The organism is Acaryochloris marina MBIC11017 (assembly GCF_000018105.1).
GTDB lineage: Bacteria > Cyanobacteriota > Cyanobacteriia > Thermosynechococcales > Thermosynechococcaceae > Acaryochloris > Acaryochloris marina.
This window is the reverse complement of the sequence record NC_009925.1, coordinates 3,157,068-3,179,199: the sequence shown is the minus strand read 5'-3', so window position 1 is coordinate 3,179,199 and position 22,132 is coordinate 3,157,068. Positions and strand designations below refer to the sequence as shown.

Here is a 22,132-nt window from a genome sequence, read left to right as displayed (position 1 = left end):
TCCGAATACTGGTAGCTACCGACCGATCAAAGTCACTTATTTCGGCAAGTCATTGAAATTGAACAGAAATGGAGCATTCGCTTGTTCAGAGCCGCTGGTAACTAGAACTTCCGGCATTTGAGATCCCCCTTCGCGCCAAGCCGAGATGGCTTCTTTTTGCAAGACTAAGTTGCCGCCTTGGGCTTTGAGGGTTTCTGCTAATAATCTTTGGGCTTCCGCTTTTCCTTTAGCACGATTAATATCTGCTTGGGCTTGTTGCTCAGCTTCTTGGGCAACAAAAACAGCGCGTTTAGACCGTTGTTCTGCAACTTGTTTATCTTCTACAGATTTAGCAAACTCAGGCGAAAATTCTAAGTCAATCACGCTGGTATCCAGGACAAGGATACCGTACTTCTCTAAACGGTTCTCTAAGACATCATCAAAATCCTGCTTGAGTTCTGCCCGTTGGGTAATAGCTTCTTCGACTGTCCTTCTTGCAGCAGCGATTTTAAAGGATTCTTGCGTTTGAGGGGCAATAATTTTGGAGACAATGTTCGCTAGGGTCCCCTGGGTACGGCGAATTTCTACGACTTGCATCGGGTCAAGTCGGAAGTTAATGGCGAAGCGAGCATTGAGATCTTGGAGATCTTTGGTCGAACTTTGAGCGGGGACTTCAAACTTTTGCACTGTGAGGTCATAGACATCTACAGCCGAAATCACAGGGGGCTTGAGGTGAATGCCTTCTAAGAATGGGGTATCTCTGGCTTTTCCTAAGATGCTGACGACACCTGCCTGACCAGGGTTAATCACAAAAAAACTACTGAAGACGACCACTAATACAATTAAGGCAACACTGAAAACTGTGATCAAACTATTACTGCGACTATCCTGCATATTGAAGTTGTGCCCTAATGCTTGTTCAACCGTTTATCAGTATACCGATCTTGCTGAGGGATGGTGGGGTCGCGACGGCCAATTGCCCAAGGCTGATGTGGATTGTGCTCGTCAAATGTTGGGGTGAGAGATGTTTAGTCTTGTTGGATAGCTTGCTCAACAGTCAGGCCCACTTCTTGGCCATAGGATAACTCTAAGGTGTGACCATCTGGATCTCGTAGAAAGGCCCAATAACCAACGGGATAGCCAGAATCTTGAGGCCCATCTAACAGAATTCCCTGTTGTTTCGCTTGATCACAGAGGCGATCCAATGCTTCCCGGCTGGGACACCCAACTCCTAAGTGGGCTAATGGGGTTAACACAGGTTGCACCACTTCTTTTTGAATCAACACAATCACAAAAGGTCGGATGCCATCCGATAACCACACGACGGGGATACCGGATGCCCCATCGAGACGTTTGTGAACAACCTGCATCTGAGCATAGGTGGCATAAAACTCAATACTGCGATGAATGTCTGCCACCGGGAGGGCAATATGGGTTAGTCCGATATCTCTCATGATGTTCGCAGGCAAATAGTTCGATTAGGGCTGCTGCAAAAACTTCAGTGGAGTGCAACCCTTTCCTTGAAATGCTCATGTGACCCACCATACAACATCAACAGAGACAGATCGCGCATGATAGGCACATTCCAAGGGTTAAGTCTTTTATCTGCATTATGGACCTGTGGTTGACCTGGGTACGTTAAGGGCAGAGCCGGGGGCAGTTAGGAATTAGGTTCATGCATCGGTACTTCAAGTTTTTTGTTCGCTGGGGAATATTGGGTGCAACCCTTATTTTCCTGATCAAGACGTTGCTCAATCATTGGCAGGATGTCAAAGCCCTGGAACTACAGCAACAGGCCTGGTTATATGGGGGTGCTGCATTTGCGATCGCACTCTTCGCACAACTCTGGTTAGGTATATTGTGGTGCTGGATTTTAGCCGCCTTTAAACATCCACTCCCTAAACGATGGGCCATCATCACCTTCTTAAGACATACTCCCGCTAAATATATTCCAGGTAGTGTGTGGCATTTATATGGTCAGGTCAAAGCTGCCCAGAAAAAAGGTTTAGGGCTAGAGTTAGCAACCTTAAGTGTTTTACTGGAGCCACTCTTCGTCATTGCGGCCGCCATCGGACTGGCATTGTGGAATACGTCCTACGGCCTTTGGCTAAGCGCATTGCTCGGCGTGATTTTGCTGATCCTCCATCCCCGAGTTCTCAATTTTTTGTGGCAGCAGGTTCGTAAGCTCAAGGGCAAGCAAGTGAGTAGTGTCAAGATGCAATACTATCCGCTGCGAGTTCTACTGGGAGCCATCTTGTTTATGGTGCTACGAGGGCTAATTTTTATCCTGATTGTCTTGGCCTTTACACCGATTAATTGGTCAGCACTTAGTCCATTGATGAGTGGTTTTAGCATGGCTTGGCTACTGAGCTTAGTGATACCTACTCCAGCAGGTATGGGTGTCTTTGAAGCATCCGCTATTGATATCTTGCACCCCTATCTGTCTCCTGGGTTGTTGTTAACAGCAGTCGCGATTTATCGGTTTATCAATGTTGGGGCTGAGATGATGGGGGCAGGGTGCGCCTATTTGCTGAAAGAAGGCTAATATCTAAATTCTCTTTCTTTGCCAGAAAATATGCACTGATCAAGAGGGGACCATCTGTGTCTATCCTCTTAATATTCAGTTTTATACAGTGGCCCATGTACACACGTACCGTTCGTCTCCAAGATACTGATGCTGCGGGGGTAGTCTATTTCACCAGCGCCCTTGATATCTGTCATGAAGCCTTTGAAGATTCTCTGATGGGAGCGGGGATTGATATTCGTACATTCTTTAGCAACCCAGATACGGCAACGCCAATCATCCATGCCGATATTGATTTTCTCAAGCCCAGTTTTTGTGGCGATCAGTTAACCCTTCAACTGAGTACTCACCAACTCGCTGAAGATGAATTTGAAGTTCGCTACAACATTACAGCGGTGAATAAAGGGGAACGTCTGATTGCCAAGGCGACGATTCGGCATGTATGTATTAATCCCATTAATCGGCAACGCCAGCCCCTACCAAAAGAATTGGTGACCTGGATTCAGCGATGGAGTCTAGCCATGAGCTAAGGGCAGAGAAGTAGAGAGAAGCGCTGCAGGCTGAAAACTCGTCAATACTTCGGGTGTACTGGCTCTATGCTTTGCACCAATAGAGGTCTGGTAACAACGCAAATATTCACGGAGATACGGCAATAGTTGTAGACCATCTTCTTGGTTACAGAGTAAAGAACGACTCTGAAGAGATTGCAATGCAGGTAAAAGATCGGTAGTTGAAACGAGATCTTTGAGAACTAATGCTGTATGCAGTCGATCTAGGGTGACGTTGCCTGTTTCTGCAGCAATAAAGTTAACGATCTCCTGCTCGGGAGGCGCTAGTCGTTGGAGCTGTTGTTTTAAGAGTTGCTGAATGGTTCCAAATACAAAGTTGCCTTGTTTTATCCATTCAGCAACTTGGCGGTGAAATAAAGATGTAACATTGGTCGCTGCGACTTTAAGTGCATAGGGATTGCCCCCATAATAAGCGTTTAAGTTTTCAGCGTCGGTTTGGGTTGTCTTGACCTCCTGATGGTTCAAGAGGAGGTGGGTTTCTGAAGGTGACAGTCCGTGTAAGTAAAGGGTTTGCACGGTGGGTTGATTGCGTAAGTTAATGCCAATAGGTTGTTCTCGACTGGTGAGTAGAACACAACTTTGATGAGGGGAATCCATCAAATGCCTGAGGAGTTGGCCATAGGCTTGATGATTAGAGCGATAATGTCCTCCCATTTGACCAGGTTGCAAGATGGTTTCAAAGTTATCTAAAACCAATAAGCACCGATGCTGGCAGAAATAGCGCATCAGAATTTCAATTTGAGCATCAATATAAGTAGGCCATTGTAGGGCTTCTTGCTCATCAGTATTGACTATGTTGGCGAAGGTTTCATTAAAGGTTGGAGCATTACGAAGGGAGCACCAAATAACCTTTTGAAAGTGACCTTGTATCTGATGAATCACTTGTTGTACTAGGGAGGTTTTGCCAATTCCTGCCATGCCTAGAAGACTAATGAGTTGAACAGGAAGCGTTTGGTCTTGTCCTGTACGAGTTAGCCACTGAATCAGATTTTTCTGTTCCTGTTGGCGACCTACAAAATGCTGACTATGTTTGGTATAGAGATAGTTGGGTGAATCAGACCATAGGAGTGGGTAAGTTGTTTGATCTGAGACGAGTTCAACTTTAGTGACGTAAGCGTTGATATTGCTTTTAGCTTGTTGAGGTTTGGGAACAAGACTGGCAATCTCTTCTACGTCATTACTTAAGATTTGGCTTTGTTGTTCTAAACGGCGGAATACAACTTGCAAGTTCCTTTTAGTCACTTTTTGTGCCAAGGCTTGAGAGAGGTTTTGCCAAAGTTGATAGCCAACATGTCTGACGTAATCAGTGTCATAGCCGCAGGTTTCAGCTATTTCTTGGTAGGATTTGCCTTCCCAGGATAAGCGAAAGATATCTTGGTGGAGGTTCTTGAAGCAAGAAGGATCAAGGGCTGTATCAATTAAAGCTAAGGCATCCTCAATAGTCATCGTGATTATCTGCACCCAGTAGAGTATTCCAACAAAGCTCGATGTAATTTAGATCACATCTTTCTGTAATACTTGTCAGGCCTGGGCTAGTAGATTATGCAAACAAAATCTAAAGTTGAAGATATCAATCAAACTTTTTAAAACAACGATGTGTTATTAAAAGACTTTATTGAAAACTTTCTTAATACAAGTAGTCACTTTTTAGCACTGACTTATAGATATTACTTTTGTATCTTTTGTATAAGTCTTTTTTGAATATCAAAAGTGAATTTGAATATTCAAAATATAATAATTTTTTCTACTGATTAAGAGTGAGAATATTTAAATTGGATATTTTTAGATTATTAGCTAGATTTAGTGGTTTTTCGAGGATTTGCGAAATTATGACGTCAAATAATGTCTCAAGATCATCTCATACTTTAAGTAGATCAGAAGTAAACAACAGAGTTAAAGAACATCTTGATGCTGACTCTCTATTGCAACGTTTGCGTGAAGATTTAGGGATGGATGAAGGTGCAATAAGTGGCCTATCAGCCGAATTCAATTCAGTCCGAGATGGCGCTCCTTTTGCTGATATAGGTGGCGTTGCAATCATACCATCTAAGTATCAAGCATGTGAATTAGTAGCGGAAGTTGCAGCACTTATTTGGGGCAAAATATAACTGTTTTGTTTCTATAGAGACTTCAAGAAGATTTTAAATGGAGATATTTATTGAATAATGATTTACATTGAGTAGTTAAAGCACTGCAAAATTATTCACTTCAAAATATCTAGGTTTATCCTATATGAAATTAGTATGAACTACCATTTATATCTTCAATTCGAAGCTTAAGTTAAGCAAAATTTTGAAATATGCATACATAAAGATTGGGTTTCAGATTGTGCCGAACTCAGAGCTGTTTCGTTATGTTTCTGGAATCTTCTAAAGACAAGAATTTATGAGATAAACCTATCAAATTCATAGCTTTAGTTATTACTAAACTAGGGATGTAGAGGCTTCAAGATGTGCCTTGTAAATCAGCTCTCAGATTTCTATATAAGTAGATTTAAAAAATGGATATGAATATTAAATCAAGAATATATGTTGTAATTTTGACATTACTATTTAGTAATTTTTCTACATTAGTAAAAGCACAGATTAAGGCAGAAGATTTTGATGCAAATGGGAATCAATTAGTCGATAATTCCGAAGAAAATAATGAGCAGCAAAAGCTTGTTATGAAATTAATTAATCCGTCATTTTTAGAGATAGATATTGATCCAGCAGATGGTATAGTCACTCTTGAAGAGATAAAGAATGCATTTAATAATGATGACATTGAAATTTCAGATCCAAATAATAATGATGTCAAAATTAATAGATTAAAAATTGCGAATGATGAATTAAATAGCTTAAGGCAAAAAAATGATGGTCAATTAACGCTAGAGGTGGCAAATGATTACATTAGTAAAATAGTTGGTCCTCCACCCAGTATTGAGAAAGATGGAATTGCTGGTTCTGGTATAAGGTTACGAAGAGATATCGAAGATGTAACTATTCTTGACTCTTTAGCCCCAATACAAGAAGCTGATTCCGCCATTCTAAACTTTACAAGAGATTTTGAAGCTGACAACACAATTTTTACTGTGCGTGGTGGACTTTTTTATCCAATACTAACCGAAATTAATGAAGAAGATTTAGAGCCAGATAAATTGACTTTAACTCGATACCAAATAACTCCAGGCATTGAAATAGATAGAGTTGAAAACAGTGCTGATGCTTTTGACGATGAAGATATCTTAACTTTTGCACTCAATACAGATTTTGAAGTCCAAGGTAGCAGTGTTTTCCCAAGTCAATATTTCCGAGGTAACTTTTTATATCAAACTGATTCTAATTTTGATAGCTCTATATTTGGAGCTCAGCTTCAATGGGAGCCAAAAAATAGGCATATTGGATTAGGTCAAGCCCAAGAGATTTTCGGTGATGCCCTCCGTTTCAGATGGCGTGCAATTTTAGAAACTCAATTGGCAACTGTATTAGATGCTGGCAATATTACAGATAGAGTAGATGGTGACTTGCTTTTTAGAGCAGGGCCAAAACTTGAAATCGAGTTTTTCCCAGCAAACCGTGAAGCAGAATTTTTCGGTCGGTTAGGATTGCAAGCTGAGTATAGTTTTTTGCAGAATATTGCCGGAGATGGTGAAACAAGCCATCTATTTTCTTCCACCCTTTCTTATCGGCTTGATGATACTGGTAATGCAAATTTATTAGTTAATTATAGAGTAGGAGATATAGATCTTACTGGCCAAAACGTTAACGAATTGTCAATTGGATTAGGCTTAACTTTCTAGATAAAAAGCATCTTCTGATAGTTAAAAAGCAACATATATGTTGCTTTTTAAACTTATTTTTAGAAAAATCTATATATCTAATTTTATGAAAGTTTTGTTTAGGAATAGCGATATCTTTGTAGTATTTTACATTTCAATGCAGATCATTATGATAGATAATTGCTATTAATAAATCATATAAAATTCTATCGTTTATACTATTTATGTCTTTTTCTCAAATAATTCAAATTGTAATCTATCTGATTTTTATTTATTTGCTTTTGTCTCTAATTGTCAGTGAGATTCAAGAAGCAATCTCTTCGATTCTTGAATTTAGAGCAAATCGATTAAAAACATCACTTTTTATATTGTTTGGTGAAGATAAAGTTGATGCCTACAATATGCCTAGTGAAAATGACGAGAATGATGGAAATAAAAATAGCAAAAAAAGTAAGAAATCTCTTACTAATCTTTTATATGAAAGTCCATTAATAGCATCATTGAATCAACGAACATACAAAAATTATGTAAGAAGATTATGGCAGTTTATTCTAAGTATTTTTCTAGAAAATCATCGTAGCACAAAATTTAGATTTTCTACAGGACCTTCATATATTGACTCTTCTGAGACTTTTGCAAATGCACTAATCGATACATTGCAAGATGAACTATCTCAACTAGATTCTCCCCAATATCTAAAGAATGATGATACTGTTGATATTGTCACTAACAAGCTACAGTATTTAGAACCAAAAATTGCAGGAATATCGTCACTAATAAGAATTACAGAAGCCTTAAGAATCCAAAGTAGCAATGCTACGTTGGCGGATTTTAGTGAGCAAATTCAGAAAATCTTTGTTAGTGTCCAGAAAAGATCTTCAGGGGTATACAAGCGTAATGCTAGAGGTGTATCTTTCCTTTTAGGTTTTATGGTCGCGGTTATTGCTAATGCTGATACTTTTCAAATCTTGCGTAGCTTAAACCATTCACCTACAAAATATACAACCTCGCTTTCTACAGCTATTGAAGAAAATTCAGAGTTGTTTCGCTGTGACTCTAAACAATCAGAGGGCAATCAAAACACTCAAGACACCCCTTCTCTAGACTGTATTGATAACTTTGTTTCTGAAATAAATCCTATCCTTGAGTCCATAGGCCCTTTACCTCTTGGTTGGAACTATACACCGCCAGAAAAATCAGATCCGTCATCTCAAGCTAAGAAAGATCAGAAAATATCTGTAATAGACAAAGCTTCTCCTTCTACTAAAGAAGAAGAGCCTACTCAAGAAAACCAGCAGAAACCACTATCTGAAGCGGAACAGAACTCGAAAACTATCCAGACTGAACAGCCGTCTTCATCAGAACAGCCTTCTGACTCACAGCAAAATGAACCAAAAATTACTTGGACCAAAATTACACAACAAATCAACCATCAAGGTGGCTTATTTAAAGCCACACTTGGCTGGTTAGTAACTGCTATTGCAATTGCCATGGGAGCTCCATTCTGGTTTGACTTATTAGGTCGGATTTTAAATGTTCGGAATGCCGGTGCTCCTCCTAATGAAGAAAAAAGCTAAATCTTTTATCATCTAAGATCAAGAAGCTTAATTCACGTTGGCTGAGGCATAAGTGATAGAGAATACGATGATCAAAATAGATCTAAATCAGTAACAGCTCCAACACTACTAGAAGAAACTAACTTGGCATACTTTGCCAAAACCCCTTTGTTATAGAGAGGTTTTGGTTGCTCCCACTTCTCCTTCCGCTCTTTTAACTCCTGATCAGACACATGCAGCTCCAACTTTCGAGCATGGGCATCAATTGTAATCTGATCGCCTTCCTGCACAAGGGCAATCGTACCACCCACCGCAGCTTCTGGGGCCACATGCCCAACCACCATGCCGTAAGTTCCACCAGAAAAGCGACCATCCGTAATCAATCCAACTGAATCACCCAAACCTGCCCCAATAATCGCGGACGTGGGAGCTAACATCTCTCGCATTCCCGGCCCACCCTTCGGGCCTTCATACCGCACCACAATCACATCATTAGGCTGAATCTTGCCTGCCAAAATCGCCTCCAAGCAAGCCTCTTCCGATTCAAATACCCGAGCTGGACCCGTAATTTGGGGATTTTTAATGCCTGTGATTTTGGCAACCGCTCCTTCCGTGGCCAAGTTACCCCGGAGGATGGCGAGGTGGCCTTGTTTATACATGGGATTGTCCCAAGGCCGAATTACATCCTGATCGGGGGAAGGCTCTGATGGGACATCAGCCAACTGCTCAGCAATGGTTTTACCCGTAATGGTCAGAGCATCACCATGGAGAAGACCATGTTCCAATAGCATTTTCATCACCAATGGGATTCCACCTGCTTTATGGAGATCTGTGGCTACATAGCGACCTGATGGTTTGAGATCGCAGATCACTGGAACTTGAGCCCGGATGGTTTCGAAGTCATCTAGGGTCAGGGAGTCTCCAGCCGCGCGGGAAATGGCCAACAGGTGGAGAACGGCATTGGTGGATCCGCCTACAGCCATAATCACAGCAATGGCATTTTCAAAGGCTTTGCGGGTCAAGATATCGCGGGGCAGAATTTGCTTGTGGATCGCTTCCACTAAAACAGCGGCAGACTGTTCTGCACTGACGGCTTTTTCTTCATCTTCCGCTGCCATGGTGGAAGAATACATCAGGCTCATGCCCATTGCCTCAAACGCAGAAGACATGGTGTTGGCCGTATACATACCGCCACAGGATCCAGCACCCGGACAAGCATGTTTCTCCACTGCCGTTAACTCGGCTTCACTAATCCGTCCAGCACTATGCTGACCCACAGCTTCAAAGGCACTAACCACGGTTAAGTCTTCACCATTTAGATGTCCGGGTTTGATCGTGCCGCCGTAAACAAAGATGGCCGGAATATTCATCCGAGCCATGGCGAGCATAGCCCCCGGCATATTTTTATCACAGCCGCCAATGGCGAGTACTCCATCCATACTTTGGCCCATACAGGCCGTCTCGATGGAGTCTGCAATCACTTCCCGGGACACCAAGGAATATTTCATCCCTTCCGTGCCCATGGAAATGCCGTCACTGATAGTGATGGTGCCAAACTTTTGCGGCATGGCTCCAGCCGTTCTGATACTGGCCTCTGCCCGTGTAGCCAGAGAGTCTATGCCCATATTACAAGGGGTAATCGTACTAAAACCATTCGCTAACCCAACAATCGGCTTGGTAAAATCATCATCTCCAAAGCCCACAGCCCTTAGCATGGCCCGGTTGGGGGCTCGTTGAACTCCTTGAGTGACGACTTGGCTATTTCGATTGTCAGACATACGACTTCTTTCTGTTCACGACGCAAAAGCAAGAGAAGGCTAAGATTACGACCCGTGAGTAGCAGAACTCAGGTTGGAACCAATGACCTTACTCAACTGTCTATTGTCCCAGAATCGATGACCGAGTGGGAATCTGAACAGCAACTCACTGGTGCTTTTCTCAACGGGTGCTGACGTATCTATTCTCATTCCGATAGGGCAAGCACTACACCCCAATACAGCCAAGATTCACTTTCTTTCCAGCTATGCTGAAAAAGTCATTTTTTTTCTCTACAAAAGTGGGATGGCGAGAAGCAACCAAAACGGTGGGACTCAGCTTGTTGTTGGCATTTGGTATTCGGTCTTTTGTCGCCGAGGCCCGTTTCATCCCTTCAGGGTCGATGGAGCCAACGCTGCAAATTCACGATCGCTTGATTATCGATAAAGTCACTTACCAATTTAATTCCCCTCAACGGGGGGATATTATCGTCTTCCGTCCGCCCCAGGCTTTACGGCAGCATGTCGATCGACAGGACGCTCCACTCTCCATGGACACGATTATTAAACGTGTGATTGGCATCCCGGGAGATCAATTAGAGCTTAAAGATGGCGCTGTCTATCGCAATCAGGTCAAGATTCGAGAACAATATGTGGCTCATAAGGCCAAAACATCTGTTCAAGTCTGTCCACCCTCTCTATCTAAATCCTTTCTAGGATTACCCCAAGTGGTACCTGCAGACCACTATCTCGTTCTGGGTGATAATCGTCTCAACAGCTACGATGGCCGCTGTTGGGGATTAGTATCTCGTTCAGATTTATTGGGTCGAGCAGTCTTTCGCTATTGGCCAGTTCACCGAATTGGAAATTTAGAGTAAGACGGCTGTGATCAAGCACAAGCGCTGACCAGACAGGATTGTGTTATAAATCAACTTACTGGGAAAACTGATTTGTAAGACGTAACCCATCCCTATCCTTCAAGGCCTGTACCTATCTTTATGACGCAACCCCAACCCCCTGATCTGAAACCAACGGAACAACCAGAAGAATCTTGGTGGGTGGAAGCAGCCAAGACGGTCGGGTTAAGTCTACTTTTGGCATTTGGAATTCGCACCTTTGTCGCGGAAGCCCGCTTTATTCCATCCGGGTCGATGGAACCCACTTTGCAAATTCATGATCGTTTGATCATTGATAAAGTCACCTATCGCTTTCGGGATCCTGAACGGGGTGATGTAGTGGTGTTCAATCCTACTGAATCCTTAAAGCGAGCCAATTTTAAAGAAGCGTTTATTAAACGGGTCGTGGGTGTCCCCGGTGATCAAGTTGAAATCAAAAATGGGGTGGTTTGGGTCAACAATCAGCCCATTAAAGAAAATTACACCGCTGAAGGCGTCACTGTTGGACCTAGCGAAGACCACTGCCGTAACAATTATGTCACTTCAGATGTCGATAGCCAGCCCATTGAACCGCCCGTTCCTATCTTTTTAGAAAAGCCTCAAACGATTCCAGACAAGCATTACCTTGTTTTAGGCGATAACCGAGGCAATAGCTATGATGGTCGCTGTTGGGGATTAGTTGCCCATGCCGATCTAGTAGGAAGAGCTGTCTTTCGTTTTCTGCCCTTTGATCGCATTGGCACTTTACCGCCCGCGGAAGTGACCATCGGCGAATAGGAATTAAGACACGAGCTGACTATCTTGGCGGAGGCGAAATAGCAAGAACTGAGTTGGTTCATTCGGCTCAAAATTGTTGTCGCTGACTAGAACTAGAGACTGGCTGCCATCGGCTAACTGAGGTCCCCACATCATGCCTTCCAAATTGCTGCCGGGAATTTTGAGCTGCTTCAAATCCAGGAGGGGCTGTTTTTGAATGGGTGTAATACCGGTGAGGTCGCTGGGTAAGGGATCAATTTTGGAGGTATCTCGGGCAAGGGCAGTCGTCATTTGAAAGATTTCAGCACTGAACCCTGTAAATGGACTGTAGGATCGCTCAAGGCTGAGGAAATGTCCGGCACTGTCCACGGTCAACAGTTCTGTCAGACCGTTTAGCCCTTTGAGTAGATCAGCCGACTTGAGAGGATAAAGGTAGTTGGCTAAAAATTGGGGCTGAGGTTCGCCAATCCAATAGTGAAGAAAGCGGTTGTAATGCTGGGTTTCTCCTTCCACCTCGGCGTCTGGGTAATCTTGCTGTAAGGGAGCTTCGATGGCTACGAAGATGCGATCGCCTTCTGGATTCAGAGTCAACGCTTCAAAACCGCGATTATCGTCAATGCCGTGGGGCGGTGGGTTAGGATTCTCGTCAGTGGCAGGAATCGGCAAAAATTGCTTGGGCAAGGTGAGCTGTTGTTGCCACTGACCTTTCAGATCAAATTCGATTAGAGCAGGGGGACTCTGTAAACGGGAGACGCCTTCACTGCTCACCCACAACTTGTCCTGAGGGGTCAGGGCGATTCCTTCTGGATCAATTCGATCGGTCTTATAAGGCTGTGCGTCTTCATTTTGTAAGAAAGTGACATTTTCAATTTCCAGGGTTTGAATCTGGGGACGATTGGGTTTCGTTTGATCCAATTGCAAGTTCAAGGTGTAAAAGCGAGGTTGCACCCGGTCATCAGACAAGGCATAGAAGCGATCGCGATTTCGATCATAGGTAATCGCAGAAATGCCACCGAAGCGTGTCCCGTCAAACTCCGTTTCATAGAGTTGATACCCGCCTAAATAATCCACAGATAGATTGAGGAAGATGCGGGCTTCTGCCGTTACCTGGGGCAGATCACAACCCGTCAACAGCAGCACACAACACAACAGCGGCAAGCAATACCGCAGTAATTTGGTCACGTCTACACACCTAAGTCCTGGAGGGCGAGGCGAATTTGCTCCATTCTTCGGCGATTAACGCTGAGATCGGACTCTCCCACTCGGGAGGCGGAACGCATCTGAATAATGTTGTCTTCAGCAGGGAAATAAAACTCACCATCATCGACAAACCCCAACAATCGACTGCTGGATTCAAACCGAATGTAATCGTTGGTCTGCTCTACCACTCGGGTTCGAGGCACAACGGTTAATACTTTTAACAGCGTTTCTCGGGCAGTGTCGCGATCACTGCTGTAAGACAGGGGTGCGATCGCATGATCTGCATCTGCGTTTTGGCTGGCCACACAATTCGGCGAATCAGGACAGGGGGAGAGCTGTCCTTCCTGCACACCCAACTCAGGAGCGTTGCCAGCAAATAAGCTCGCAGCTCCAGGCAATGCCCCTAAGGTCGCAGCAGAAGCCGAAGGGCTCATGAGAAGGACAATAGAGACCAAGCTTGCCCAAGCTAAGGCAGTCAATCGATGCAGCATATTTTTTAGGATGTTCCTCAAAACTTGAAAAGGGATGAGCCCGTCCTTTAAGACCGCCCATAAGCATTGTAGACAGCCACAAGAAAACAGGGTAGGACAAGCCGTCTATTTTGATGGATCTGGGAGGACAGGCGCGCCAGCCTTCTCCCTTAGACAATCTGTAAATTTATTCCCATTTAAATGACCCGCTTGGCGACGCCCCCCCCAATGATAGTTAGCATCAAAACAAGACTGAAAATGCTGGTCAACTGCACCTGTGCATTGACTCTCTTCAGCACAGGCTGCTAGAAATATCTGTCTGACGTTTGCCGCCATACTGAACCGGTTATAAAACTTCCAACCCACAACCAGCCCCACAGCTACGGCAATACCGCCAATGGCTCTAACCCATTTCATACCTTAAAATCCTCACCACAAAATCTCTACATGGCGAGGAAACCCACCACAATAATCATAGCCTCCTTCACTAGGACCACCCATGCGACTCAATCTCTCTCAAATTCCCATCCACACTGGCTCCAACTACCCTTCGATTTTTAGGGCTCAAGTGGCGGGTCGCAGTAAACAGCGGCTTGGGGATGCAGCCGGTCTCAAAAACTTTGGCGTCAACCTAGTCCGGTTAGCACCGGGCAGTTGTTCTGCCCTTCGCCATTGGCATAGCCGACAGGACGAATTGATCTATGTGGTGGAAGGTGAATTGGTTCTGAAAATCAATGCAGGCAAGGAAAATCTGACAGCAGGGATGGCGGCTGGTTTTCCTGCTGGAGAAGCGAATGGCCACCATTTATGCAATGAGTCTGATGCGGATGCAGTTTATCTAGAAATTGGCGATCGCACCTCTGATGATCGGGTGGAATATCCCGATGATGACTTAGTGGCTCAATGGGTTGAGGAAGGGTGGCAATTCACCCATAAAGACGGCAGGCCTTACCTCAATCAAGACAGTTAAGGACTCACCAAGAGGTAAACCACCCCCATCATTCACATCATGACTACCACCATTGAATGGGCTCAAACTCATGGCGTATGCATCGAAGCAACCGTTCCCTTCAAGGAACAGGTAGGGGAGCCATGCCCACGTTCAGTCGAAGAAATTGCAATTCGATCCATCATCCTGCATACCGTTGCAGCTGTTGGATACAGGGTGGATTCCAAATGTTTAGTTGATTGGCTCAAAGATCAGCAGATATGGGATTATGTCTCACCCCTAGAAAAAACTTGGTTCACCGCCAAGGAAATGACCAATGAAGAACGCAGGCGTTTAGGTTGGCGCATAGAAGCAGAATGGACCTTGCTGTGGTCTATCTCTAAAGTTCAATCTCTGGGATTGCCTACCCAAACCTGTAATACAGCAACCCTGGTAGATGACATCATGCCCAAACTGGATGATCCGATTGCCACCTTTATCGCTTCAGCCAAGCTAAGGTCATCAAGTGCCCTATGGGTTGAAGATAATCGGGTCTACAATTTGCACTGCTACGCTCGGCAAGCGTTCAAAAGCAACACGGTTCCAGACGACTTAATCTACGACGTACTAGTCCAACGTCATTATGCTTTTGAATGGCTGCATAGTCGTGACGAATGGGACGATATCCGCCTTGATACCTAGAATCCAACTTGTATGTCAGTTACCAGCTGATGTTCCGGTTTGTTGACTACACTGAGAGCATCAAACTCCAGAAAATTCTTGCGTGTTGATGGACTTGTTGCCTCTTCCTTCCGAATTAGTTGAAGCCTTTACGGAAAACGCATCGCTTATTAGGGTCACAAACAATAAAATTGCCCAATTTATTTCCACAGCTGAAGATCTGGCTCCTGATCAGTCCGAATTACTCCGACGTCTAGCAATCTCTCTTGAACACGAGAGGTTTGAAGATGGCTGGTCAGGATTAAAACGAATTTATACCGCTGCTGAAAAAGCAGATCCTAACAACATCGAGGTCTTGATATCCTTAGCCGTATCTGCCTTGGATTGGATTGAAGAATGGCACACTCCCAATTATCAAACACGGCTTCAGATTGCACTTGATGCAGAATATGCTTTGAACCGGGCAGCAGCAATAGCCCCTGATGATGCAGACATTTTCTTCAGGCAAGGGCTACTGTACTACAACCATCCTGCTAGGCATGAGCCTCAATCTCCATACCAAAGGAAAGCTTTAAGTTGCTTTGAGCATGCCCATGCTCTACAACCCGATCATCAGATGGCAATTCTATATCAAGCCCATTGCTATCATGACCTTGGTGTTTGGCAATCGGCTTATCAGTCCTATCTCGCCGTTGATATGGACAGCCTCTTGTCACAACACCCTACATGGTTATGGCGAAAGCTCAAACGAGATGAGCAATTAGCCCTCTGTGCTGCAAAACTGGGTAAGACTCAAGAATCAACCCAGCGGCTTGAACAATTATTTGATGCAATCGAAGCTTTGGACGATGAGCAGAAAACCTATGATGTCACTAATCTTGACGAAGCGGTTGAGATACTGTGTACCTGTATCAATCATGCTGAACTCTCGCAGCGACTGATGCAGTTATTAAAGCAATTAGACTTGCTAACAAGGTACGAGCAAGCAATTTACGAAATGGCCAAAACAGGTCTCACTCCAGCTTATAAAACTATTTAGAACTTAAATCCAGCCAATTTAGATTGGCTCGGTCAATATTACCGGTGGTGTCTTCTTTCCACTGATTTTGAATAGCGATACTGTAATTCAAATACAGCTTGCCATCGACAATAGACCAAGCATCTGGCATCGTCGACACCAACGCACCATAACTCAAGCCATACGCACAGAACCCTCCATATTGAGGTGCATAAGCTCGTGGATTATCGGCAAATCGGTCTCGATGCTCAGCACTGGCAAATAGCCAAGTTGCCCCTTCCCACTCATAAGCAAACTCTCGGAGTCCTTGTACTGGTTCGCCTTCTGTAAAATATGCCACTGGATCTGTGCCTCGAATGGCCGCACCATTGTCCACAAAAATAGGAGTTGAGGAAGCCGTCGAACGAGTATCGGGATTCGCTGCGGCTAATCTCGTCCACTCAGGAATCATGAGCGAGGCTGTCCCACAAAGTGCCATCATCAGCACAGTTGTATTTGCAAAAAGCGAGAGCAGGTTCGGTTTAGGCTTCATAAGCTATTGAGAAAAGATGGGCTAAAGAGAGAAGCGTAACGTCAACCCTAAACATCACAAGAGTATTTGCGTGATTATTCTAGACCGCTTTTGAGAATAACATTTTTATTCTCAAAAAAAAATTAATAACATATCGAAGTTATGACTTTAAAAATAACCTTGACCAATTGGTTTAAGTTATGTTAGTTTTGATACATGGTCAAGTCACCCATAGGTTCGCAATGACACGGGGTCCCGATAAGCAATTCGATACTGAAGTCGCCCTTAGTAAGGCGATGGAAGTATTTTGGGCGCACGGTTATGAAGCCGCTAGCCTCTCAGAATTGCTGAAAAATATGGGGATTGGTAAGAAAAGTCTGTATGACACCTTTGGCAATAAGCAATCGCTCTTTCTAAAGGCACTTGATTACTACGCTCGAACCACCCTAAGGGATATACGCGATCGCCTGAATGCAGAAGGGTCACCTCTGGGCAACCTCAAGCACTTACTGAAAGACTGGCAGATCATGCACAGTCAATCGGGGAGTTGTGGCTGTATGCTCGGCACGAATATTGCTGACTTTAATACCCACGACGAAGCGATCGCAAAAGTGATGCGGACCTATTTACGCCAACTAGAAGATGTGTTCACTACCGCATTAACCCATGCCCAAGACCAGGGAGAAATCAGTTCTACCGTTCATCCTCGTCACCTGGCTCAGCTACTGCTCTGTACAACCCAGGGGATGGCCTTGCTAGGCCGCGTTATGGAAGATGACACCTTACTAGACGGAACGGTGGAAGCGGCAATGTCCTTGCTGGAGAGCAGTTAATTTTTTTTGGCTCAACTTAGACCAATCGTTCAAAGTTTAATCTTACCTACAGGAGACAATCCCATGACGTTCGATATTGCTAACAAAACCATTTTGGTTACAGGTGCTAATCGCGGCATTGGCAAAACCTTAGTGACCTCTTTGATAGAACAGGGTGCAGCCAAAGTCTATGCCGCCGTTCGCAATCTGGATAGCGCCACTGCCCTGGTGGAAACCTATGGCGACAAAATTGTCCCAATTCAAATTAATTTAGGCGACGTTGATTCCATTACTGCCGCTGCTCAAATTGCATCCGATGTGCAGATGGTGGTGAACAATGCCGGGGCTTTCCAAGGCACCACACCTTTGGCTGAAGATGCGATCGCATCTTTGCAACTGGAAATGGATATCAACGTGTATGGCCTCATTCGAATGGCCCAAGCTTTTGCCCCGACTCTCAAAGCCAACGGTGGAGGAGCCTTTGTCCAACTCAATTCCGTTGTCTCCATTAAGACCTTTGCCAACTTTGCCACCTATTCTGCGTCCAAAGCAGCTTCATATGCGATGACTCAAGCGTTGCGTGAGCTACTCAGCGAGCAAGGCACGAGGGTACTCAGCATTCATCCAGGTCCAATTGCAACGGATATGAGCAGTGCGGCTGGCCTGGGAGACATTGCCGAATCTCCCACTATAGTGGCCGATGGCATCATTGCAGCGCTCAAAACCGGGGAATTTCATGTCTTTCCAGACACGATGGCTCAACAAATTGGTGGCGCTTATCAAAGCTTTGCGACAAACGTTGTCGAAGTCACGATGACCGAAGAATAAGTCTTTGCAGCCAGTCAGTTGAAACTGGCTGGCCCCTCAACATTACTGGAGATTTTTATGTTGAACACCATCAAGCCAACAGAACAACACATCCTAATTGGACTAGGGATTTGGGGCAGTACTGTCGCCATCGCGGGTTCCCTCAATTGGTTTACCCTTCTACCGTTGCCTAGCCTATCTATTCTGGTAGTCGTTAGTTTGGCTATGCTACTGCTTCTGTATTACACAATTCCAGCCATTTATACCTACCTGGCCTCTCTTAATCCTCGCCACCTGATCCTATTTCACCTATGGCGGATTGGAGCGGGTATCACTTTCCTGTATTACGGCAGTCAAGCCTTGCTTCCCCGACAATTTGTAATCAATGCGGGATATGGCGATTTGGCAGTTGGTTTATTGGTTCCACTGATTTTGATCGGCCAGCCCAGTCTTCAGAAATATCTCGTATTTCATCTATTGGGTCAGATCGATTTTGCGATCGCAGTTGGGACAGGATTGACCTTTACGGTGCTACAAGTCCCCCTAATGGAGAACATTGCCACGTTTCCCATTGTTCTAATTCCGCTCTTTGGCGTGCCTGTAACAGGTGCAAGTAGCATAGTTGCGATAGATACGCTGTTGAAGCATCGCAGGGAACTACTCCATCGCTAATCGTTGATTCTGCAACCCCGAAGAGAGAAGTGGCAGTCTACTTCTCTCTTCGGGGTTGGCCTATCCAGCGACTACTTTTTAACGAAATCGTATTGTTCTAAAAATTTATCCCTACAAAGGGTTGAAGAATGACCAGTACTGATTGAACCACTCACCCACCAAATTCTCGTTCCATTTTTGCGATCGCAAAGGATACAAATTCTGGCGCTGGAAGAAGAATTGAGGGTGCATTGCCTACCCTGCCCGTGTGAGCATATCTAGCGTCTACAAATTCCTGGGTAATCTGCGCAAAGTAATCCGTCGGCATTGCATCAATCACCAATGCACTCGTATCGAATTCTTCGATGCCAACATCCACAACAGTCTCATCGACAAGCATTCGATCGGTCCGCTGAATCACGCGCTTATTGGGCAACCGAGCACAATGTTCGGCGTAATGGAGAATCGTCACATTGTTCAAATCCGAGCCCAGCAATAGAATTTTTCCACCAATTTCCACCAGCTTAGATAAGGGAGAACCAGGACCATAGCCATAGTTCAGAGGATGACCGTGACATAGCCACTCAGCCTGAGCGCCAATCGCCACCATGGAGGCACCAGGATTAAGAGAACGAACCGCTCCCGGCCAAGTCCGAACCACTTCAACTAAGACACCAAATTCTTGACTAGCTGGCGACCTTTGCGGATCGAAGTAAGGAATATCGGGCGTCGGTTCAAAATCGACATAAGCGACGAGTGTCCCTTGATTTCCCAAGACTGAAAGCACAGTCCTTACCAATGCTTCAGCTCTGCCGTCGATGGGTCCAAGGGCGCGAAGTGAAGCATGGACCATAAGCGTATCGCCAGCACAGACACCGACATTTATCAGATCTTGTTTTAGTTGCTCAGATGATATGTACAACTATTACCTTGTCCGTCTTGGATCACACTTCTGCCATCACAAGCCTTACAGTCTTGAGTATTAAACTTGTGGTCTATCCGTTCAACCTTAATGCAGGTCGTCTTCAGACAATTGAGCCACTTTCATGATGGCTCTCAAAGTTGCAATTTTTAAATTCTGATCTTGATGGACCGCACTTGAAGTGACCCCCTCTATTGCGGCTCAAAACCTAACTCTTGTAAAAGGTATTCAAAGCTTGATGGATGCTCAGTGGCACAGATGCAACAATCATCATCTCGTAAATTCGATATCAGCATTCCTTCATGTCTCCATATTCTGAGTCCAGCATGGTCAAAAACTTTTACCCAAGAAGAGTCAAGATTAGGCAGGAGTCGTGATGAATTGCAGTGGTCGCCAATAAATTCAAGACCACCCCATACAGCTTGTTGGTAAATCATGAGAGTCAGGAACTCTGAAAGCTGAAGCTTCTCATCGTACCAGCGAGGATGACTAATAGGATTTCCTTGATAAACAGGAGGATTGGGCTTATTTAAATCTGCTTGATGTATGGCCCATGTACAGACGGATTGATTCTCATCCATAAACCGCAGCATTGACCCTGAAAACGACATCTCATCCAACGTCAGTAGGTGATTGTGAGCAGTATTCAACCGATCAAATCGCCCAAGGACTTGATAGTACTCTCGAAGCGCTAAAGGTAATTTTGCTCGCAAACATTGCTCTATAATCGCAATTTCTCCATCCAGAAAACCATAGTCTGAGGTTAGCTCGGTACCAAACAGTTCCTTCACAAGAATCCTATAGGTATTGCCAAAGACTAAAGCTTGGTCCATTAAAGGCCTCCATATTGAGTGTTGGATAGGTCGCCAAACTCAATGAGTAGCGATAACCGTTTCCTGCTGCATTCCGCAAAGCCGTATCAGCCCCAATATAGATTGATCCATTCAATCTGAAAGAGATAACCAGATCATAAGATGTGGAATATTGCCGACTGCTAGTTTTGTCTCGTTATGATCTGCCCCCCACGTCTTGCTTGTATATTCATCGCCCTCAGCCTGATCATCAGTGGTTGCTCTAACTCAGATATTCAGCCCTCTTCTTCTCCTTCACCCGAGCCAACTTCTAGCGTTCCTGAACCCCCACCACCGCTCCAGCTAGGGCTAGCTGATCCTGAAACCGTTGCTAATTCTCAGATCGAAACATACCTATCCCAGTTAGGCGCACCAACAGTGAGTCAAGGAGTCTGGATTCAAACTCAAGACACCTTACTCGCCAACCATCAAGGCACGATTCCCTTACCGGCTGCCTCCATCACTAAAGTCGCTACCTCCTTAGCCGTATTGAAGAAGTTAGGCCCCGATCACCGATTTGAAACCAAAATTGGCTATATCGGCACCCTTCAGAATGGAGAACTAAACGGGGATTTGGTGATTGAGGGAGGCGCTGATCCGTTTTTTGTGTGGGAAGATGCGATCGCACTCGGTAACCTCCTCAATCAAAACGGGATTCGCAACGTTAGCGGCAATTTGATTGTGGTTGGTCCGTTTTACATGAACTATGAACCCGACCCCGTTACGTCTGGAACGTTGTTACAGCAGGGACTCGATCACACCCGCTGGCCTGCAGAAGCCCAAACGCAGTACCAAACCTTGCCAGCTGATACGGCTAAACCTGAGGTTGCGATCGCAGGCAACATCCAAACTGCAGCCTCACGCCCTGATCAAGTCAAACCATTGATTCAGCATCGCTCTCTCCCTGTAGCTGAGCTGCTTAAAAAAATGAATCAGTACAGCAACAACGCCATGTCCGAAATGCTAGCGGAATATGTGGGTGGTGCTACCCAGGTAGCTCAAATGGCAGCCCAAGAAGCCGGAGTTCCGTCTCAAGAAATTCAATTAATCAATGGTTCAGGTTTAGGGGTCGACAATCGTATCTCACCCCGAGCAGCCTGCGGCATGTTTCAGGCCATTGCTCACCTATTGCACCTTCAAGAAATGACGATTGCAGATATTTTTGCTGTCATCGGCACTGATCCAGGGGTTCATAACGAACGCCCTCTCCCCCAAAAATTCGTGATGAAGTCGGGCACTTTGAATCGTGTCAGTTCCATTGCTGGAGCCTTGCCCACCAAAAATCAAGGGGTCATCTGGTTCGCAGTCATTAACGGTGAAGGTAATGTGGACCAGTTCAGAGCTCAACAAGAAACTTTACTTCAGAACTTAATGCAGTCCTGGGGAACTACCAACAAGACTTTTGATCTGATCACGGCTAATCCTACACGACAAAATCTGACGACTACTAGCAAAATAGTGCTCTCCAATTGAGTCAGCAGCAAAGT

24 protein-coding genes are annotated in these 22,132 nt (G+C 44.7%); 14 read left to right on the top strand and 10 right to left on the bottom strand.

Annotation, left to right across the window (positions count from 1 at the left end):
• Window positions 1-36: 36 nt before the first annotated feature.
• Window positions 37-873, bottom strand: a complete 837-nt coding sequence (locus AM1_RS14320; protein ID WP_010468738.1) for a prohibitin family protein — start codon at window positions 871-873, stop codon at window positions 37-39.
• A gap of 134 nt (window positions 874-1,007) precedes the next feature.
• A complete protein-coding gene (locus tag AM1_RS14315) occupies window positions 1,008-1,433 on the bottom strand; it encodes a VOC family protein (protein WP_010468740.1) in 426 nt (141 codons plus the stop codon).
• Window positions 1,434-1,654: 221 nt separating this feature from the next.
• Here AM1_RS14315 and AM1_RS14310 point away from each other — a divergent pair, with 221 nt between their 5' ends.
• On the top strand, window positions 1,655-2,524 hold the full coding sequence (locus AM1_RS14310) for a lysylphosphatidylglycerol synthase domain-containing protein (protein ID WP_012163571.1): 870 nt from the start codon (window positions 1,655-1,657) through the stop codon (window positions 2,522-2,524).
• Window positions 2,525-2,619: 95 nt separating this feature from the next.
• Window positions 2,620-3,033 carry an acyl-CoA thioesterase gene (locus tag AM1_RS14305; RefSeq protein ID WP_010468745.1) on the top strand — a complete coding sequence of 138 codons (414 nt, stop codon included), beginning with the start codon at window positions 2,620-2,622 and terminating at the stop codon, window positions 3,031-3,033.
• Here AM1_RS14305 and AM1_RS14300 read toward each other — a convergent pair.
• Window positions 3,019-4,518 (bottom strand): NB-ARC domain-containing protein, encoded by a 1,500-nt coding sequence (locus AM1_RS14300; RefSeq protein ID WP_012163570.1) that lies wholly within the window; start codon window positions 4,516-4,518, stop codon window positions 3,019-3,021. The two genes, AM1_RS14305 and AM1_RS14300, sit on opposite strands and share 15 nt — an antisense overlap.
• Window positions 4,519-4,901: 383 nt before the next feature.
• On the opposite strand from AM1_RS14300, the gene AM1_RS41010 reads away from it, so the two are divergent.
• The 3 genes from AM1_RS41010 to AM1_RS14290 all read left to right on the top strand — a co-directional run bounded on the left by AM1_RS41010 (window position 4,902) and on the right by AM1_RS14290 (window position 8,409).
• Window positions 4,902-5,180, top strand: a complete 279-nt coding sequence (locus tag AM1_RS41010; protein WP_148215744.1) for a hypothetical protein — start codon at window positions 4,902-4,904, stop codon at window positions 5,178-5,180.
• 392 nt (window positions 5,181-5,572) lie between these two features.
• Entirely contained in the window at window positions 5,573-6,853 is a 1,281-nt protein-coding gene (locus AM1_RS14295) for a hypothetical protein (RefSeq protein ID WP_012163569.1), read from the top strand.
• 203 nt (window positions 6,854-7,056) lie between these two features.
• Window positions 7,057-8,409: a hypothetical protein gene (locus AM1_RS14290; protein ID WP_012163568.1), complete on the top strand. Its 1,353-nt coding sequence runs from the start codon at window positions 7,057-7,059 to the stop codon at window positions 8,407-8,409.
• A gap of 71 nt (window positions 8,410-8,480) precedes the next feature.
• Here AM1_RS14290 and ilvD read toward each other — a convergent pair whose 3' ends face one another.
• A complete protein-coding gene (gene ilvD / locus AM1_RS14285) occupies window positions 8,481-10,166 on the bottom strand; it encodes a dihydroxy-acid dehydratase (RefSeq protein WP_012163567.1) in 1,686 nt (561 codons plus the stop codon).
• Between the two features lie 245 nt (window positions 10,167-10,411).
• Between ilvD and lepB (AM1_RS14280) the strand changes: the two genes are divergently transcribed.
• Window positions 10,412-11,020, top strand: coding sequence for a signal peptidase I (gene lepB, locus AM1_RS14280; protein WP_012163565.1), 609 nt, complete (start codon window positions 10,412-10,414; stop codon window positions 11,018-11,020).
• Between the two features lie 120 nt (window positions 11,021-11,140).
• Entirely contained in the window at window positions 11,141-11,815 is a 675-nt protein-coding gene (lepB, locus tag AM1_RS14275; protein ID WP_012163564.1) for a signal peptidase I, read from the top strand.
• Between the two features lie 3 nt (window positions 11,816-11,818).
• Here lepB (AM1_RS14275) and AM1_RS14270 read toward each other — a convergent pair whose 3' ends face one another.
• The 3 genes from AM1_RS14270 to AM1_RS14260 form a co-directional block, all read right to left on the bottom strand.
• Window positions 11,819-12,976 (bottom strand): esterase-like activity of phytase family protein, encoded by a 1,158-nt coding sequence (locus AM1_RS14270; RefSeq protein ID WP_049783737.1) that lies wholly within the window; start codon window positions 12,974-12,976, stop codon window positions 11,819-11,821.
• Between the two features lie 2 nt (window positions 12,977-12,978).
• Window positions 12,979-13,485 carry a DUF1499 domain-containing protein gene (locus tag AM1_RS14265; RefSeq protein ID WP_012163562.1) on the bottom strand — a complete coding sequence of 169 codons (507 nt, stop codon included), beginning with the start codon at window positions 13,483-13,485 and terminating at the stop codon, window positions 12,979-12,981.
• Window positions 13,486-13,590: 105 nt separating this feature from the next.
• Complete coding sequence (locus AM1_RS14260) at window positions 13,591-13,881, bottom strand: hypothetical protein (RefSeq protein WP_012163561.1); 291 nt, start codon at window positions 13,879-13,881, stop codon at window positions 13,591-13,593.
• A gap of 82 nt (window positions 13,882-13,963) precedes the next feature.
• Between AM1_RS14260 and AM1_RS14255 the strand changes: the two genes are divergently transcribed.
• The 3 genes from AM1_RS14255 (at window position 13,964) to AM1_RS14245 (ending at window position 16,112) form a co-directional block, all read left to right on the top strand.
• The gene (locus tag AM1_RS14255; protein ID WP_012163560.1) at window positions 13,964-14,434 is read left to right on the top strand and encodes a cupin domain-containing protein; all 471 of its coding nucleotides are present in this window, start codon (window positions 13,964-13,966) and stop codon (window positions 14,432-14,434) included.
• Between the two features lie 39 nt (window positions 14,435-14,473).
• Window positions 14,474-15,094: a DUF4272 domain-containing protein gene (locus AM1_RS14250; protein WP_063710522.1), complete on the top strand. Its 621-nt coding sequence runs from the start codon at window positions 14,474-14,476 to the stop codon at window positions 15,092-15,094.
• Window positions 15,095-15,182: 88 nt separating this feature from the next.
• Window positions 15,183-16,112, top strand: a complete 930-nt coding sequence (locus AM1_RS14245; protein ID WP_012163558.1) for a tetratricopeptide repeat protein — start codon at window positions 15,183-15,185, stop codon at window positions 16,110-16,112.
• Here AM1_RS14245 and AM1_RS14240 read toward each other — a convergent pair.
• Window positions 16,105-16,623 carry a YHS domain-containing (seleno)protein gene (locus AM1_RS14240; RefSeq protein WP_041659869.1) on the bottom strand — a complete coding sequence of 173 codons (519 nt, stop codon included), beginning with the start codon at window positions 16,621-16,623 and terminating at the stop codon, window positions 16,105-16,107. The two genes, AM1_RS14245 and AM1_RS14240, sit on opposite strands and share 8 nt — an antisense overlap.
• Before the next feature lie 221 nt (window positions 16,624-16,844).
• Here AM1_RS14240 and AM1_RS14235 point away from each other — a divergent pair, with 221 nt between their 5' ends.
• The 3 genes from AM1_RS14235 (at window position 16,845) to AM1_RS14225 (ending at window position 18,893) form a co-directional block, all read left to right on the top strand.
• Window positions 16,845-17,435, top strand: coding sequence for a TetR/AcrR family transcriptional regulator (locus tag AM1_RS14235; RefSeq protein WP_012163556.1), 591 nt, complete (start codon window positions 16,845-16,847; stop codon window positions 17,433-17,435).
• 63 nt (window positions 17,436-17,498) lie between these two features.
• Entirely contained in the window at window positions 17,499-18,242 is a 744-nt protein-coding gene (locus tag AM1_RS14230; protein ID WP_012163555.1) for an SDR family oxidoreductase, read from the top strand.
• Between the two features lie 57 nt (window positions 18,243-18,299).
• A complete protein-coding gene (locus tag AM1_RS14225) occupies window positions 18,300-18,893 on the top strand; it encodes a hypothetical protein (protein WP_012163554.1) in 594 nt (197 codons plus the stop codon).
• 151 nt (window positions 18,894-19,044) lie between these two features.
• On the opposite strand, the gene aac(3) is transcribed toward AM1_RS14225, so the two are convergent.
• Both aac(3) and AM1_RS14215 read right to left on the bottom strand, forming a co-directional pair.
• Window positions 19,045-19,794, bottom strand: coding sequence for an aminoglycoside 3-N-acetyltransferase (gene aac(3) / locus AM1_RS14220; protein WP_012163553.1), 750 nt, complete (start codon window positions 19,792-19,794; stop codon window positions 19,045-19,047).
• Between the two features lie 191 nt (window positions 19,795-19,985).
• Window positions 19,986-20,627, bottom strand: coding sequence for a hypothetical protein (locus AM1_RS14215; protein WP_012163552.1), 642 nt, complete (start codon window positions 20,625-20,627; stop codon window positions 19,986-19,988).
• A 177-nt stretch (window positions 20,628-20,804) separates the two neighbouring features.
• On the opposite strand from AM1_RS14215, the gene AM1_RS14210 reads away from it, so the two are divergent.
• The gene (locus tag AM1_RS14210; RefSeq protein ID WP_012163551.1) at window positions 20,805-22,118 is read left to right on the top strand and encodes a D-alanyl-D-alanine carboxypeptidase; all 1,314 of its coding nucleotides are present in this window, start codon (window positions 20,805-20,807) and stop codon (window positions 22,116-22,118) included.
• Window positions 22,119-22,132 lie beyond the last annotated feature (14 nt).